This is a genomic window from Brenneria goodwinii (assembly GCF_002291445.1).
Classification (GTDB): Bacteria; Pseudomonadota; Gammaproteobacteria; order Enterobacterales; family Enterobacteriaceae; genus Brenneria; species Brenneria goodwinii.
This window is the reverse complement of the sequence record NZ_CP014137.1, coordinates 732630-749270: the sequence shown is the minus strand read 5'-3', so window position 1 is coordinate 749270 and position 16641 is coordinate 732630. Positions and strand designations below refer to the sequence as shown.

General features: G+C 53.5%; 16 protein-coding genes. 2 read left to right on the top strand and 14 right to left on the bottom strand.

Annotated features, from left to right (window positions below):
* Positions 1-9 precede the first annotated feature (9 nt).
* The 11 genes from hypD to ACN28R_RS03330 form a co-directional block, all read right to left on the bottom strand.
* Positions 10-1125 (bottom strand): hydrogenase formation protein HypD, encoded by a 1116-nt coding sequence (gene hypD, locus ACN28R_RS03380; RefSeq protein WP_048638127.1) that lies wholly within the window; start codon positions 1123-1125, stop codon positions 10-12.
* Positions 1112-1399, bottom strand: coding sequence for a hydrogenase maturation factor HybG (gene hybG / locus ACN28R_RS03375; RefSeq protein WP_095833575.1), 288 nt, complete (start codon positions 1397-1399; stop codon positions 1112-1114). The genes hypD and hybG overlap by 14 nt, the downstream gene beginning before the upstream one ends.
* Entirely contained in the window at positions 1390-2451 is a 1062-nt protein-coding gene (gene hypB, locus ACN28R_RS03370) for a hydrogenase nickel incorporation protein HypB (RefSeq protein ID WP_095833574.1), read from the bottom strand. The genes hybG and hypB overlap by 10 nt, the downstream gene beginning before the upstream one ends.
* Positions 2452-2490: 39 nt before the next feature.
* Positions 2491-2832, bottom strand: coding sequence for a hydrogenase maturation nickel metallochaperone HypA (hypA, locus tag ACN28R_RS03365; RefSeq protein ID WP_095833573.1), 342 nt, complete (start codon positions 2830-2832; stop codon positions 2491-2493).
* Positions 2825-3337, bottom strand: a complete 513-nt coding sequence (hybE, locus tag ACN28R_RS03360; protein ID WP_095835713.1) for a hydrogenase-2 assembly chaperone — start codon at positions 3335-3337, stop codon at positions 2825-2827. The genes hypA and hybE overlap by 8 nt, the downstream gene beginning before the upstream one ends.
* A gap of 28 nt (positions 3338-3365) precedes the next feature.
* The gene (locus ACN28R_RS03355) at positions 3366-3866 is read right to left on the bottom strand and encodes a HyaD/HybD family hydrogenase maturation endopeptidase (RefSeq protein ID WP_048638123.1); all 501 of its coding nucleotides are present in this window, start codon (positions 3864-3866) and stop codon (positions 3366-3368) included.
* Entirely contained in the window at positions 3866-5572 is a 1707-nt protein-coding gene (gene hybC / locus ACN28R_RS03350; protein ID WP_048638122.1) for a hydrogenase 2 large subunit, read from the bottom strand. Before hybC ends, ACN28R_RS03355 begins: the two co-directional genes overlap by 1 nt.
* Positions 5550-6749, bottom strand: a complete 1200-nt coding sequence (hybB, locus tag ACN28R_RS03345) for a Ni/Fe-hydrogenase cytochrome b subunit (RefSeq protein ID WP_048638121.1) — start codon at positions 6747-6749, stop codon at positions 5550-5552. Before hybB ends, hybC begins: the two co-directional genes overlap by 23 nt.
* Positions 6736-7770, bottom strand: coding sequence for a hydrogenase 2 operon protein HybA (hybA, locus tag ACN28R_RS03340; RefSeq protein WP_048638120.1), 1035 nt, complete (start codon positions 7768-7770; stop codon positions 6736-6738). Before hybA ends, hybB begins: the two co-directional genes overlap by 14 nt.
* Positions 7771-7773: 3 nt before the next feature.
* Positions 7774-8922: a hydrogenase 2 small subunit gene (gene hybO, locus ACN28R_RS03335; protein ID WP_072065855.1), complete on the bottom strand. Its 1149-nt coding sequence runs from the start codon at positions 8920-8922 to the stop codon at positions 7774-7776.
* A gap of 616 nt (positions 8923-9538) precedes the next feature.
* Positions 9539-11131, bottom strand: coding sequence for an ABC-F family ATPase (locus ACN28R_RS03330; protein WP_072065854.1), 1593 nt, complete (start codon positions 11129-11131; stop codon positions 9539-9541).
* Between the two features lie 354 nt (positions 11132-11485).
* Between ACN28R_RS03330 and ACN28R_RS03325 the strand changes: the two genes are divergently transcribed.
* Positions 11486-12373 (top strand): PhzF family phenazine biosynthesis protein, encoded by an 888-nt coding sequence (locus tag ACN28R_RS03325; RefSeq protein ID WP_095833572.1) that lies wholly within the window; start codon positions 11486-11488, stop codon positions 12371-12373.
* A 48-nt stretch (positions 12374-12421) separates the two neighbouring features.
* On the top strand, positions 12422-12952 hold the full coding sequence (locus ACN28R_RS03320) for a GNAT family N-acetyltransferase (RefSeq protein WP_095833571.1): 531 nt from the start codon (positions 12422-12424) through the stop codon (positions 12950-12952).
* 139 nt (positions 12953-13091) lie between these two features.
* Here the strand turns inward: ACN28R_RS03320 and elaB are convergent, their stop codons facing one another.
* The 3 genes from elaB to nuoM form a co-directional block, all read right to left on the bottom strand.
* Complete coding sequence (gene elaB, locus ACN28R_RS03315) at positions 13092-13403, bottom strand: stress response protein ElaB (protein ID WP_048638117.1); 312 nt, start codon at positions 13401-13403, stop codon at positions 13092-13094.
* A gap of 213 nt (positions 13404-13616) precedes the next feature.
* Entirely contained in the window at positions 13617-15077 is a 1461-nt protein-coding gene (nuoN, locus tag ACN28R_RS03310; RefSeq protein ID WP_095833570.1) for an NADH-quinone oxidoreductase subunit NuoN, read from the bottom strand.
* A 6-nt stretch (positions 15078-15083) separates the two neighbouring features.
* Positions 15084-16619: an NADH-quinone oxidoreductase subunit M gene (nuoM, locus tag ACN28R_RS03305; RefSeq protein ID WP_048638115.1), complete on the bottom strand. Its 1536-nt coding sequence runs from the start codon at positions 16617-16619 to the stop codon at positions 15084-15086.
* Between the last annotated feature and the right edge of the window lie 22 nt (positions 16620-16641).

Genomic DNA, 16641 nt, shown 5'->3' with positions numbered 1-16641 from the left:
ATGAGGCATTTAGGCACACTCCCGCCGATACTGATAATAAGCCGCGCACGCCCCTTCGGAAGACACCATCAGCGCCCCAATCGCATTTTGCGGCGTACAGCGTTTGGCAAACAGCGGACAATCCGCGGGTTTGCAACGCCCGGTCAACACGTCGCCGCAGCGCGACTCCGGTTCATCGGAACTGCGCTGCTGCTGTGGATGGAAACGGCGTTCCGCATCAAAATCGGCATACGCCGCCCGCAGTTGCATACCGGAGTCGGCTATCTCGCCCAAACCGCGCCACTCACTGCTGGATTTGGTTTCAAATACGTCGTCCATCGCCTGCTGCGCCAGCAGGTTGCCGCTGTCCGGCACAATACGCCGGTACTGATTTTCCACCTCGCAACGCGCATCGTGGATCTGGGCAACCAGCATCAACAGCGCTTGTAAAATATCCAGCGGCTCAAAACCGGTGACCACAAAGGGTTTATGGAAGCGATCGCACAACGGTTGATACGGATGCGCGCCGATGACCATGCTGACATGCCCCGGCGCCAGGAAACCATCAATATGCAGATCGGGCTGCTGCAGCAAACTGCGCAGGGTTGGAATGATGGTGATGTGCTGGCAAAACAGCGTGAAGTTAGTGATATGACGACGTTTGGCCTGTTGCAGCGTCAGCGCGGTGCTCGGCATGGTGGTTTCAAATCCCAGCCCGAAAAAGACCACCTGCCGGTGCGGATTTTTTTCCGCCAGATCCAACGCATCCAGCGGAGAGTAAACAATACGGACATCGGCGCCATGACGCCGGGCATCCTGCAACGAACCATTACGCCCCGGCACGCGCATGGCATCGCCGAAGGTGCAAAAGATCACGTCGGGATGCGACGCGATTTCCAGACAGGCGTCAATGCGCCCCATCGGCAATACGCAAACCGGGCAGCCCGGACCATGGATAAATTCAATCTCCGGCGGTAACAGACGATCCAATCCGAATTTAAAGATGGCGTGCGTGTGTCCGCCGCAGACTTCCATCAGCTGCAGCGGACGCTCACGTAGTTGCGGCATGTCCGCCACCAGGGTCTGAATATGACGCAATAACGCTTTTGCCAGTTCAGGATCGCGGAATTCATCAACGTATTGCATGGTCGGCTCCGGTCTGTCGCATTTCATCCAGTTCCAATCCAACGGCCCGCATAGACTGCAACGCCTCCAGCGTATCCCGCGCTTCCTGTTCATCCAGAAGGCTCATGGCAAAACCGACATGCACCAGCACCCACTGCCCCACCAGGTCGGCGGGCGAGCCTTCGCAAACCAGCGCGATACTCACCGAACGCTGTACGCCGCAAACGTCGACATACGCGGGTTGGTGAATATCCTCACCGACGGAAACCACCTTCCCCGGAATGCCTAAGCACATAGCTGTGCCTCCAGCCAACCGATCCATTCGTCCATACCGTCGCCATGGCTGGCGGACAGCGCAATAACCTGAATGTCCGGATTAACGCGCCGCGCATTCGCCACGCAGGTTTCCAGATTGAAATCCAGATAAGGCAATAGATCGATTTTATTAATGATCATCAACGAAGCCGCGGCAAACATATGCGGATATTTTAATGGTTTATCCTCACCCTCCGTCACCGAAAGCACCGCGACCTTGGCGCGTTCGCCCAGATCGAAGCCGGCCGGACACACCAGATTTCCCACGTTTTCAATAAACAGCAGACAATTGTCAGGCAGTTGCAGACGGTGCGCGGCATCGTGCACCATCTGTGCATCCAGGTGACATCCTTTGCCGGTATTCACCTGGATGGCGGCCACGCCCGTCGCCCGAATACGTTCGGCGTCGTTGGTGGTTTGTTGATCGCCTTCAATGACCGCACAGGGGATCCGCTGGCTGATATGATTCAGCGTCGCGGTTAACAAGGTGGTTTTACCCGAACCGGGGCTGGAAACCAGGTTCAGCGCCAGAATATTCTGGGCGTTAAAATGTTCCCGATTATGCTCCGCCAGATGGTTATTTTTACTCAGCACGTCCATTTCAATCTGTAGCAGACGCTGCTGGCCGACGCCCGGCGCATGGGTTCCCGCCGCGCCCTGTCCGTAATGCAGATCCTGTTCATTGACCTCCGGCTGAAACGCCGGCTCTGCCGCAGAATGCGCCGCATGATGGCGATCGTGATGATGATGTCCGGCAGAGGACTCCATCGCTTCCTGCGCCGCGCCGGCATAGAAATGGTTATGCACGTCGCCCTGATGATGATAGTGATGGTGGTGATGCACAATCACATAACGCGCCTCGCCAGCGTCGTGGCTATGCTCATGGGCTTGGTGCTGCTGGTGATGGCTATGGTCGTGAGCATGATGAGTATGGTCATGGTCATGGTCATGGTCATGATGGTGGTGCGACTGAAGGGGTTCATCACCTTCTATTTTACGTTCCCCTTCACCGCAGCCGCATGTGGTACACATAGGGATCTCCTCCCGCTATCTTTAAGGGCTTAAATTCGATTACTCAATCGCCAGCTGTTTGATCTGCATGCTGTCTCCGTCATCCACCCGCAAATTATAGCTGCCGCACTGCGGACAGCCGGCGCCATGTTCAACAATTTCCACCACGGCGCTGCATTCCCAGCACCATGCTTTGGCCGGTCGAACCGCAACGTGCAGTCGGCACCCTTCGGCGACAGTCTGCCGGCAGACAGATTCAAAACAAAAACGCAACGCGCTCTGTTCAATACAGGAAAGCGCGCCGATTTCCAGCCAGACATCGGTCACCCGCCGGGCATGATGCTGACGGGCCTGCTGTTCGATCAGCTCCAGTGCGTTATAGCACATGGAAATTTCATGCATGGCGTTCACTCCGCTTGCGGCTGAACAGCGTGCGACGACTCTCGTTCTGCGGCGCATCGCGATCAACAACCGGCAACGACAGCGCCATTTTCGCACTCTGCTCCGCCAGTAAAATGGCCTGTTCGCCACTTATATGGCTATCAATCGGCGACATCAATGAACAGGACAGATACTGTTTGTCCGCCATTTCACCCACGATAAAGGTCACGTTACCGCAGGGAAGCGACAGCGCCAGACGATCGGCCAGCTTCCTGACCGGCCAGAGCTGCCGTGGCCCCGGCAGCACCAACAGACTCATCATCCAGGGGGTCAGCAGACACCCTACCCACTGTTGCTCGAACAGGGTAAACCCACAGGCCTTGACGGGAATGCCCTCACGGTAAAAAGGCAGCATCTGCATCTTTTCACGCGCGATGTCAGAGAACATCGCCTCCAGCCAGACCGCCGGGTGTTCATCATCATCATGACGGAAAATAAGTGAAGATTCTTTGCGATCGCTCGACATCACGTCTAAATAACCGACTTCGGATTGCTTATTCACTAGCGACCTCACATTGTTCACGTTCGCTGACCGTGATCCCGCTTTGCCGCAGCGCCGTAATGATCTGCCCTAAAGCCGGCGCTATCGCCTGACTGACGGTTTCCGTCAGACCGATATGCACATCCAGCGATTCAGGTTCGACGCCGACCAGCGTCAACTGACGCGGAAATTCATCCGTTAGCCGTAGCGCCATCAGCACATCCGACAACCCTAACTGGTGCGGGGAGATCTTGCGCGTGAATAGCGCGGGCACCTCGTTATCACGCAGGACCGACACCGTCCCCGGCGCCTGCCCGGTCAGCACCGCATCGGCCACGATCAGGTGATCGCGGTCGGCCATCGCCTCCATAAGCTCCATGCCCGACGTACCGCCATCAACGATGTCGATTTCCGGCGAAAACCGGTAGCGCCGCTCTAATGCTTCGATGATGCGTACGCCGACGGCCTCATCGCTTAACAATAGATTCCCGATCCCCAGCACCAGTATGTTCATTACAGCACCTTGACCCGGGTCACTTCATTACCGCTTACCGTGTCCACAATATGCACCGCGCAAGACATGCACGGATCAAAAGAGTGAATGGTGCGCACCACTTCCAGCGGTTTATGCGGATCGGCGATCGGCGTGCCGACCAGCGACTGCTCGTAAGGACCGGGCTGCCCGTCGAAGTTACGCGGGCCGGATGTCCAGGTTGAGGGCACCACCGCCTGATAGTTGGTAATTTTGCCGTTTTTAAACACGATCCAGTGCGACAGCATACCGCGCGGCATTTCGCCAAAGCCCACGCCGCGGAATTCGGTGTCCGGCGACAGATCGGGTTTGATAAAGGTCTGGTGGTCGCCGTTGCCGATATTGGTCACCAGCGCCTGCCATTGCTGCGCCAGCGTATCTTTCAGCACACAGCAATGCACCGTCCGGCCGATAATCCGGCCTAATGTGGAGTGCAGGTGTTCGACGCCCAGCGTCTGGCCGGTTAATGTCTGGTACGCTGCGGCAACCTGAGCGTAATGCGTTTCGGTGTCCTGATGTTTGGCGGCCAGGCTGCACAGCATCCATGCCAGCGGCCCCACTTCAACGGTCTTGCCGTAGAACGTCGGCGCTTTAACCCAGGAATATTTGCCGTCTTCCTGCCAGCCGGTATAGTTGGGACGCGTCAGACCTTCCCACGGAGCCAGCGGCTCATCGTCCTGATACCAGGCATGCTTGCCGCTTTCTTTAATGCCATCAATCAGGAACTTGTCGCTGTGGCTGGTGATGGGTCGATATTGGGCGAAATCGCCGTTTTCCAGATAGCCGCCGGCCAGCAGGAAGCTGCCGTTTTGATTATCGGTTGGCAGTTCGGGCACGCTGAGATAGTTGTCGGCGCCTTTGCCCAGACTCAGCCATTCAGGATAGTGCGCGGCAATCACCGCGCAGTCCACCTTGTAGACCTGTTCGATAAAATCGCTTAAGCGATCGATAAACGATTTTACATACATCAATCGTTCAAGGTTCAGTACGCTGGGCGCATCCAGATTAATCGGGTTGGCGACGCCGCCGACGGCCAGGTTCTGGATATGCGGAGTTTTACCGCCGAGGATCGCCACGATACGGTTGGCGTCGCGCTGACACTCCAGCGCCTGCAGATAGTGGGCCACCGCAATCAGGTTGACTTCCGGCGGCAGCGCCATGGCCGGGTGCCCCCAATAGCCGTTGGCGAAAATCCCCAGTTGCCCGCTGGCCACCAGATCTTTCAGTTTCTGCTGGACTTTGGTGAACTCCGAGGCGTTGTTCAGCGGCCAGTCGGACAGCCCTTTCAGCAACGCTTCGGCTTTTTGCGGATCGGCCTCCAGGGCCGACGTAACGTCAACCCAGTCCAGCGCGGAAAGCTGATAAAAGTGAACAATGTGGTCGTGAATGCTGTGCGCCGCCAGAATCAGGTTGCGGATATATTGCGCATTAACCGGCACATTCAGCTGCAGCGCATTCTCAACCGCACGCACGGACGCAATGGCATGCACCGTGGTACATACGCCACAGATACGCTGCACAATCATCCAGGCATCGCGTGGATCCTGACCGGTGACAATCTCTTCCATACCACGCCACATGGTGCCGGACGACCAGGCTTTTGTGACTTTCCCCTGTTCAATTTCGCAATCAATGCGCAGGTGTCCCTCAATGCGGGTAATAGGATCAATGGTGATGCGTTGGCTCATGCTTTACCTCGGCCTGATAATTCTTATGAACGCCTTCCAGCGCGGGAAGTACCGGCAGCAGCCGGATTAACAAGATGTATGCGCAGACTTCAATCGCGACAAAACCAATGGAGATCAGCACTTCCCATGCAGCGGGGAAATAGTGATAACCGCCACCAGGGTTGAAAGCCAGCAGGGAATAGCTCAGCCGCCATACCGCGGCTCCGAACAGCATGCTCAGCGCGCCCACAAACAGCAGGCGTGAATCATTGCGGCAGCGTTTGAAGCGGAACATGATCAGCGGGAACATCATCAATGCGGCTTCACACCAGAAAGTCAGCGCGAAACGATCGCCGTTGAACAGATAACCCGTTTTGTCGTGCCAGATAACCTCGCCGAAACGCAGCACCACAAACAGCAGCAGCAGAACCTGAACTATTTGCGTCAAACGGGCGAACAGATGCGTTTCATTCGGCCCGCGCCCTTTCAGCCCGGCCTGCACCAACGAGCCTTCAAACATTACGATCGAGAAGCCCATGATGAATGCCGTCAGCAACGACAGCAGCGGCAGCAGTTCATAACTCTGCCACAGCGGATGCACTTTATATCCGGCGGAAATCATCAGCGAACCCATTGATGACTGGTGCATGGTCGGCAGTAAAGCACCCAGCGCGATAATAAAGAACATCACTTTATTCAGTCTCTTGAGCGATACCTTCCAGCCCATGCGTTCACATATCACCGGCGCGAACTCCAACGCCATCACCCCGATATAGATCGTCATACAGACGGCGGTTTCAAACAGCACGGATGAGGTATTGAAATGGCCGGGAATAAAAAAGTACGGAATGTTCCAGTAACGCCCGACGTCAATGGTGATCGACAACCCGCCCAGCGAGTAGCCGAACAGGCTGGCCAATAGCGCCGGCCGAACCAGTGGATGGTATTCGCCGCGGTTAAACACATAGACGGCCCAGGCCAGCGCCCAGCCGCCACAGGCAAAACCGGTTCCCACCAGCAGATCGAACGCGATCCAGATCCCCCAGGGATAACCGCCGTTTAGCGCGGCGACCGAACCAAGACCGAACACCAGGCGTTTGACAATCAGCAACGCGCACAGAATGACAAACGGCGCCAGCAACATCACCGGCCAACTGACCAGACGCCCGCCTAATGGACTCGCTTTATGCGCCGTCATGATCGTTCTCCTGTTTCTTATCAGCATGCGGCCGATCGTCATGATCCCGCCGGTCTGCACGGGTGTTGCGATGCACCAGCACGGATAGGCCCGCCAATACCGCCAGCGGCAATATCATGCCCTTGTACAGGGTGTGCTGAATATGTTCAGAACGTGCGCCGGTAGACAGCTCGGCCAGTTCCGGCAGATCAAGATTCTGATACGGTACGCCGGCCAGAACCAGCACCTGAGTTCCGCCCGCCTCCTTTTCGCCATAAACATAGCGGTCGTATTTCGGTACGGTGTGCAGATAGGTATCTTTTTTTGCCAGCGTCTGACGTGGGTAGCGATACTCATCGCCCGCCGACAAGGTCAGACGATGTTTCGCTTCAGCCAGCAGCTCTTCACGGGTGCCGAAAATAACCGCGCCGGTAGGACAGACCTCGACACATCCCGGCAGGCCGCCTTTATCCAATCGTTCCAGACCCGCCTGGTTGCACAACTCGCATTTATGCAGCTTGCCGAACGGATCCTCGTAATCGTATTTGGGAATGTTGAACGGACAGGCGACCATGCAGTAACGGCAGCCGGTACACACATCGGCGTTGTAGTGGATAATTCCGGTTGTGGGATTTTTCTTCAGCGCGGACACCGGACAAACCGATACGCAGTTAGGATCAACGCAGTGCATGCACTGCTTTTTGATGTAGGCGTAACCGTTGTCTACCTGATCCTTGTTTTTCCCGTCGCCTGAACTCCACACCTGGATGATATTATTGGTGTAAGGACTGAGTTTATCGTTGTTTGACCAGGTGGCGTCGCCGCCCGCATAGATCTTGCTGTCCGGGTTATAGGACAGTTTATTGAGTTGCTGACACTCGCTGACGCAGGCCTGACAGCCAACGCACAGCGTGGAGTCGTAAAGCATCCCCAACGAGCCGGGAATCGGCGGTTTATTGGTTGCTGCGGCATATCCCGCCAGAGGTGTACCGGCCAGCAACGCACCGGCGGAAGCCAGCTTGAAAAAATTGCGTCTGTTCACGGCTTAACCCTCCCGGGGTCCGTTTCCAGCGTCCTGCTGACTCTGGTTTTTCTGGGATTGCTTTTGCTGCCGCCCCAACTCGCGCACGGCCATCAGACTCACGCCGCCGATAACGCCGAGCACACCGCCGATTAACCCTGTCGCTGTGGCCGAGATATGCCCGCCTTCCGGGCTATGTACATCCGGTTTTTCCACCCGCGGCGTTGGGTTTTCCACATTGGCAAGTTGGAAAATACCTTTAGTAAAGCCAATGCCTTTCTCGTTACAGCCATAGCATGGATGCCCGATACCAACCGGCCAGATGCCGCCGCCCACATCGCAAAACTCCAGCGTCGGACAGTTACCGTAGGTTTCCGGCCCTTTACAGCCCAGGTGATAGAGGCACCATCCCTGGCGATGACCTTCATCACCGAACTCTTTGGCGAAACGTCCGGCGTCGAAATGCGGGCGACGTTCGCAGTTTTCGTGAATCAGTCGACCGTAAGCGAATGTCGGCCTGCCTTCGCTATCCAGCGCCGGCGGACGTTGATAAGTGATGATGTGGGCAACGGTTGCCAGGAAGTTATGCGGATTCGGCGGACAGCCGGGAATATTAATTACCGTTTTACCCGGCAATACCTCCTGCAAACTGACCGCGCCGGTCGGGTTACTACCCGATGCCGGAACCCCGCCCCAGGCCGAACAGGAACCGATGGCGATGATAGCCGCCGCATGTTCCGCCGTTTCACGGATATGCTCGACTATCGGTTTACCCGCCACCATGCAATAGATACCGCCATCTTTGATGGGTATCGAACCATCAACAACCAGGACATATTTCCCTTTGTATTGCTCGACTGCACGATGTTTATTTTCTTCCGCCTGCTCTCCGAAAGCGGCAGAGAGCACTTCGTGATATTCCAGCGAGATGGTGTTTAATAACAGATTCTCAATAGTCGGATGCGTTGCCCGCAATAGGGATTCCGTACACCCGGTACATTCCTGCGCCCCGATCCAAATAACCGGCGGACGCTGCGTGGAAGTCATTGACTCGGCAATTTCCGCTACAGCGGAATCCGCCAGCCCCATTGATGCCGCCAGTGCTGCACATAACTTCATAAAATCACGGCGATTAACGCCATGATGGGAAAGCATTAAATTTTCCCCACTCATTTTTTATTATTCTCCTGTAACCTAAACGGAGTAACACACGATATGTGTGTGGGTATGGTAATGAGGAAATTTATTTAACAGACTTGATCTTCATCAATCGCCAGGACAATAGGAACCTTATTTCTTTTATAACTGTGACTGCATACTCATAGCTTCTATTTAAAATAACCGTTCTTTGTTTCAGATGAGAAATAATCTCAATAACGTAAAAAAATTATCCGAACATTTATTTTTAGTTAGCTAAATCGATTAATCACGGGCGGGAGTCGATCAAAAAACATTAGACAAACCACTGACAAGAAGATAGTTTTTTGTTGAAACTAATTATTTTTATTTATTTATCGTTCGGGCGATGAATGTCTGATTTATCGCACGCCGAAATGATAAATAATTTTACTTACTTTAAGTTTTTTAGTTTAAAAAATACACAGAAATAATTCTCGGTTGAAACGTCGATACCAGAAAGATGCTTACGAAGGCGGCGCAATAAATATTGCGTGAATATTTTCATCTTCCTAAAGAATATAACTGAATACACATAATGTTAATAAAAAAGGCGGCGAGGATATCAACCATGCCGCCTTAAGTAAAACGGAGGATAACGCTAATAAGTATGTTATTGAATACCTTGACTACGCAGATAATCTTCATAGTTCCCGGTGAAATCGATAACCTTATTCGGCGTCATTTCCAAAATACGGGTTGCCAGAGAACTGACAAACTCACGGTCGTGAGAGACAAACAGCAGCGTGCCTTCATACATTTCCAGCGCCATATTCAGCGACTCAATGGATTCCATATCCAGGTGGTTGGTTGGCTCATCCATAACCAGGATGTTGGGACGCTGCATCATCAACTTGCCAAACAGCATACGGCCTTTCTCGCCGCCGGATAAGACCTTCACTTTCTTCTTGATATCATCCTGACTGAACAGCAGACGGCCCAGCACGCTGCGCACCGCCTGCTCGTCATCTTTCTCCTGCTTCCACTGGCTCATCCAGTCAAACACGGTCAGCGCGTCATCAAACTCATACTCATGATCCTGGGCGTAATAGCCGATTTTGGCGTTTTCCGACCACTTGACCGTGCCACTATCCGGCTGGAGATCGCCTACCAACGTTTTCAGCAGCGTCGATTTACCGATACCGTTGGTCCCCAAAATAGCGACCTTTTCCCCCACTTCCACCATCAGATTCAGTTTGCTGAACAATGGACCATTATCAAACCCTTTCGCCAGCGCCTCTACCTCCAGCGCGTTACGGAACAGTTTCTTGTCCTGTTCAAAACGAATAAACGGATTCTGACGACTGGAAGCCTTCACCTCTTCCAGTTGAATTTTATCAATCTGACGGGCGCGGGAAGTCGCCTGCTTGGATTTGGAAGCATTAGCGCTAAAGCGGCTGACGAAAGACTGCAATTCGGAAATCTGCGCTTTTTTCTTGGCGTTATCCGCCAGCAGGCGTTCACGCGCCTGCGTCGCCGCCGTCATGTATTCATCATAATTGCCGGGGTAAATACGGAGTTCGCCGTAGTCCAGATCCGCCATATGCGTACACACCATATTCAGAAAGTGGCGGTCATGGGAAATAATGATCATGGTGCTGTTACGTTCGTTCAGCACCTGCTCCAGCCAGCGGATGGTGTCAATATCCAGGTTGTTGGTCGGTTCATCAAGCAGCAGAATATCCGGATCGGAAAACAGCGCCTGCGCCAACAGCACACGGAGTTTCCAGCCCGGCGCGACTTCGCTCATCGGACCGTAATGCTGCTCCACCGGAATACCGACCCCCAGCAGCAGTTCACCAGCGCGGGCTTCCGCGCTGTAACCATCCATCTCACCGTACTGTACTTCCAGATCGGCAACTTTATAGCCATCGGCTTCGCTCATCTCGGCCAGTGCGTAAATACGATCGCGCTCTTCCTTCACCGCCCATAGCTCGGCGTGACCCATGATCACGGTATCCAGCACGCTATGCTGTTCAAAAGCGAACTGATCCTGGCGCAATTTCCCCAGGCGTTCATTAGGATCGAGGAAAACATTACCGGCACTCGGCGCCAAATCGCCGCCAAGAATTTTCATGAACGTGGATTTACCGCAGCCATTGGCACCGATCAAACCGTAACGGTTAGCGCTGCCGAATTTAACGGAGATGTTTTCAAACAATGGCTTACTGCCAAACTGCATGGTGATATTGTTGGTACTTAGCACAGCATTTACTCAAGTCAAAATGTGATATGTCGCACATTATGCCACAAGCACGCCTCACAATCGCGGTTAGTTTTGCATAACATTTAACCATCGCCGGCTAATAAACATAGTAAAATCCATCACCTGCACAATCCTTATGCCGCAATGCGCGGCATTCAAAGCCGATCCTTCATCGCTTCCACACATCTGAACGGGTTGCGCTGGTAGACGAATTCCCAAAGCATCCTAAAGACAAGCAACTGATTTGCAGTCATAATTAATCAACGATTTTACTTATTGATACGCCGATGGATTTCAAGAAGCGGCCAATACACCTAACTTGAAAGATGACGGGTATGACAGGAAGGATTGTTTATGACAATAGCGCGTCGCTTTAAACAGATCGATGTATTCACCCAACAGCCGCTCAAGGGAAATCCGCTGGCAGTCATATTGGATGCGGACGGATTATCTGATGAGCAAATGCAGAATATCGCCCGCTGGACCAATCTGTCGGAAACAACCTTTGTCGTGCCGCCGACCAATCCGCTGGCCGACTATGGCGTACGAATCTTTACGCCAGAGTTAGAGCTGCCGTTCGCCGGGCATCCGACTCTGGGCACGGCGCATGCCCTGCTGGAGTCTGGTTTACAAACAAAATCTCAGGGACAAATCATCCAGCAGTGCGGCGTTGGCCTGGTGCCTATCAATATTGATGACGAAGGCTTACTGGCTTTCCACGTGCCTGAAGTGACTATCGTTCCGTTTGATACCGAACTTTATCCTTTGCTGGAGCGCACGCTCGGCAGCAGCAAAATCAATAAGGACTACCCGCCCGCAACCGTGCATATGGGAATAAGCTGGTCGATTATCCGCGTGGATAGCGCCGACACCTGTTTACGCATCGCCCCCGACGAGCAATCGCTGGCTGACCTGCAGGAAATCTGTCAGTCTCACGGTATTGCCATTTATGGGCCGTACGATAACGCTGACGACGCGGACTACGAAGTTCGTACGTTTTATACGGAGCTGGGACAAATGAAGGAAGATCCGGTAACCGGCAGCGCCAATGCCTGTCTGGCTTGTCTTCTGCGCCAACAGGATCATCCCGCCCCCGATAATACTGCGCCTCGATTGGGTTACCGTGTTCGCCAAGGCATCAAACGCCAGTGTGACGGCAGAATATCGGTTATTTATCTGAATGATGAGCCTTGGGTCGGCGGACATAGCGTGACGATTATTGATGGTACGATTTCGGTATAACCATTATTGCTACAGGATAGCCGTTCTAATTAAGGAGAAGGCGCAGTCATGGAAACACTTTATGAATTACATCATCATCCGCATCTGCGTTTGAGCATCCAGCAAGAGTCCGACGCGGCAGAAATTTTTGCGCTGGTGCAACAGGAAAAACCCCGTCTGCGCCGCACATTGCCCTGGCCGGACTCGGTAACGCACATAGATGATTCGCTGAACACCATCAAAACCAACCGGCATGAGTTTGCCGCCGGCATCGCTGCGGTATATATCATTCGCTGGGACGATGTCATCGCCGGTATCGTCTCGTTCAACACGATTCAAGATCGGGAAGGCGAGATTGGCTACTGGATTGCCGAAAACTTTGAGGGAAAAGGGATTGTTTCGTTATCGGTTCGCACCATGATCGATGCCTACATGAACGCCGGGCGGGTGCGAAGATGCATCATTAAAGCATCGGTGGAGAACCCTCGCAGCAATGCACTGGCGCAGCGACTTGGCTTTCGTTTCTATGGGCAGAAAAAAGGCGGGGAGAAACTTGGCGATCGCCGCATTGACCAGAATGTTTATCATTATCAAGTCTGATCACAGTGCATTTATCAGAGCGTTTCCTGACTCGTTCACGTTATCCTCTTACTGAGCGAGTCGCCGTCATTCCGTTAGATTAACCACCAGCGCATCGAATGCGCTGTACTGCACACATCTGCAGATTGAAAGGGTTAATCTACCGTTTGGCTAATAGCAACCCAAGCACCAGCCCGACGGTTGCGCCAATGCCGATACCATGCCAGGGTTTGTCGTGGACGTAGATATCCGCTTTATCAGCGACCTGTTTAGCCCGCGCATAGTAGCTATCCGTTGCGCCGACTCTCGCCTTGACTTCAAGCAATGCTTTCTCCGCATTTTTCTTGAGCTCAAGATACGCTTTGTCGGCCTGATCGCCCGAGTAACGCAGTAATTCATCCAACGTGTCTGACAATAGCTTCAGGTCGTCGTCAATGCGAATATCATCAGGTTGTTTTTTTTCTGCTGCCATAAAATGCTCCTTTCCTTATGAAAAATCATTGTCCAGTTAACTATAGACAATTTTTCATGCTTGTCTGACCATTGGCGACCGGATCATTCCTAAAGCGGCAAATATTCACAGAAACCAGCGCAAATACTTCCGGGCGATGGATTAACAATGCATAAAAAAACCGCCGTCGGCATCACCCACGGCGGTTTTCACATCAGGCAGTTTTGCTTGCTGCTACATGATGGGCTGGGCCAGCTGTACCAGAGAAATCAGCGGTTGTGGGTAAAAACCCAGAATCAACACCGCTATTGCTGAAATCACGACCACAGCGCCACCCGCCGTCATTGCCCAGTTTCCCGGCACGTCATCTCGATTTAACGTCTGTGGCGCATCCGAATACAGGCTGGCCATCATCCGCAGATAATAGTAGAGACCAATCGCGCTGCCCAGTACGACCGCGCCGGCCAACCACCACAAATCCGCGTTAACGCTCACGGCCAAGACATAAAACTTACCGAAGAAGCCCAGCGTCATCGGAATACCGGCCAGTGACAACATCATCACCGTCATTACCGCAGACAATACCGGTTTATGCCAGAACAGACCGCGATATGAGAGCATTGAGTCAGCTTCCGGACCACTGCATGGGCTAGACATCAAACTGACGACGCCAAAAGCGCCGAGGCTGGCGAACAGATAGCCCACCAGATAGACGCCAACCGTTTCCAGCGCCAATTGATGACTTTGCACCGCAATCAAGGCAACCAGCAGATACCCCATATGCGCAATGGAGGAGTAGCCCAGTAAACGTTTGATGCTGCGCTGCGAAACCGCCATCACGTTACCAAACACGATGGAAGCGAAAGCAATCACACCAAGCGCTAATCTGACCGAGTCGCTGTCCACCATCGGCGCGTAAAGGAACAGACGCATCACCGCGCCGAAAATGGCGATTTTGCTGGCGGTTGCCAGGAAGGTCGAAACCGGCGCCGGCGCCCCTTGATACACATCCGGCGTCCATAGCTGAAAGGGAAACAGCGATAGCTTAAAGCCCACGCCGACAATCATCATCCCCAAGCCCGCCAGCAACAGCGGTTCATGAATGTGAAGATCGCTCAGGCTTTGTCCCAAGCTGGCAAACGTCAGATTGCCCGAATCCGCATAGATCAGCGCCATGCCGAACAGCAGGAAAGACGACGACGCAGCCGATAGCAACATGTATTTGATACCGGCCTCCAGCGAACGCTCCTGGCGGAAGGCATAGCTGACGAGTCCGAATAACGGCAGCGAAATCAGTTCAATACCAACGAACAGGGACGCAAGGTGGTTCGCACTTGCCAGTACGACCCCGCCTAGCGCGGCGATCAGCACCAGCAGATAGAACTCATCACGGTTGTCCGAATAGCCTTCCAGCCATGAATAAGCAAACGTGCTGGTCGCTAGACTAGCCAGCAACACCAGTGCGGTATAAAACATGGAAAAACCATCAACCCGCAACAGCGGAGTAACATCGGTCGGCCCTGCCTGGCCTACAAAGTAAAGTGACAGCAGCGCGATGCCCAGGCCGATAACCGTCAAGGTTGCGTTGACAAAATGGTTGCGTCGCCACGCAATGCACAGCATCACAACCACTACCGTCAATCCGACGATCAACAGCGGCGATAGCGCGATTAGTTGTTGAGGAGTTATTGTCATGGCGAATTACGGCCTTGTTGTTGAAAGTATTGAATCTGGAGTAGACGACATAAACCATTGCTGGATATTTGACATCGCCGCACTGGAGGTATCCAGAATCGGTTGCGGGAAAACCCCTAACAACACCAGCAATACCACCAGAGGCATAACGACAGACAATTCACGCACCGTCATACCCAGCAGCGGTTGTTCTGATTTTGGGGCACCATAATAAGCGCGTTGCATCAGCATCAGCGAATAAACCGACGCAAATACCAGACCGAATGTGGAGATCACCGTAATCAACGGAACAACCTGATAACTGCCGATCAGAATATTAAATTCCCCGACGAAGTTACCGGTTCCCGGCATACCTAATGTGGCGACGGCAAAGAACAGAGACAACGCCGGCAGATATCTGAGACGGGCCCACAGCCCGCCCATCTGGCGCATATCCCAGGTATGCAAACGCTCGTATAGCTGACCGCACAGAATGAAAAGCCCTGCGGCCGACAGACCGTGAGCAATCATCAGGATAACCGCGCCCTGAAAAGCCTGTTGGTTGCCGGAGTAGATGGCAATCATCACGAATCCCATATGGGAGACGGAGGTATAGGCGACCAGACGCTTGATATCAGTCTGATTAAATGCCATCCAGGCGCCGTAGAATACGCTGATTACCCCCAGCCACATGGCGATAGGCGCAAACTCGTGGGAGGCGTTAGGAAACAGCGGCAGGCTGAAGCGCAGTAAACCGTAAGCCGCCGTTTTCATTAACAGCCCCGCCAGATCGACGGAACCAGCGGTCGGAGACTGGCTATGCGCATCCGGCGACCAGCCATGCACCGGCACCAGCGGCATTTTCACCGCAAATGCGACAAAGAATCCCAGCATCAGCAGGTATTCAATGCCATATGACATCTCGGTTTTCAGCAACGCTTCATAATTGAAGGTCCAGACGCCGGTAGCATCGTGGTGTACGAACACCAGAGCCAGAATGGCGATCAGCATCACCAGCCCGCTGGTCTGGGTATAAATGATAAACTTGGTGGCCGCCGCGGTCCGGGTTTTGTCATCAGAACCCTTGTGTCCCCATATGGCGATGAGGAAATACATCGGCACCAGCATCATTTCCCAGAAGAAGAAGAACAGGAACAGGTCGACGGCGACGAACACGCCGATAACCCCGACCAGCGTCCACAACACCCCAAGGTGGAAAAGCCCCTGGTTATGGTGCTCTTCATTCCATGAGCAAAGTATTGCCAATACGCCCAGCAATGCGGTCAACACCACCATCAGCACCGACAGCCCATCCAGCGCGAGATGGAAATCAATGCCAAAGCGGGGGATCCACGGAACATTGAACTCAGCCTGCCATTGCGGCAGTCCGCCGGGCGTTGCCAAAGAATAGCCACCTTGCAGCCACAGCTGCAGAGATAGCACCAAAGTCAGCCCCATCGCAATCAACGCGATCCAGCGCGGTACTTTCGTACCCAAACGCTCAGACTGCCAACACAGCAGACCGCCGATAAAGGGGATAAGAATTAGCCAAGGTAGTAGCATGGCGCTTTGTGTCCCTAAATTA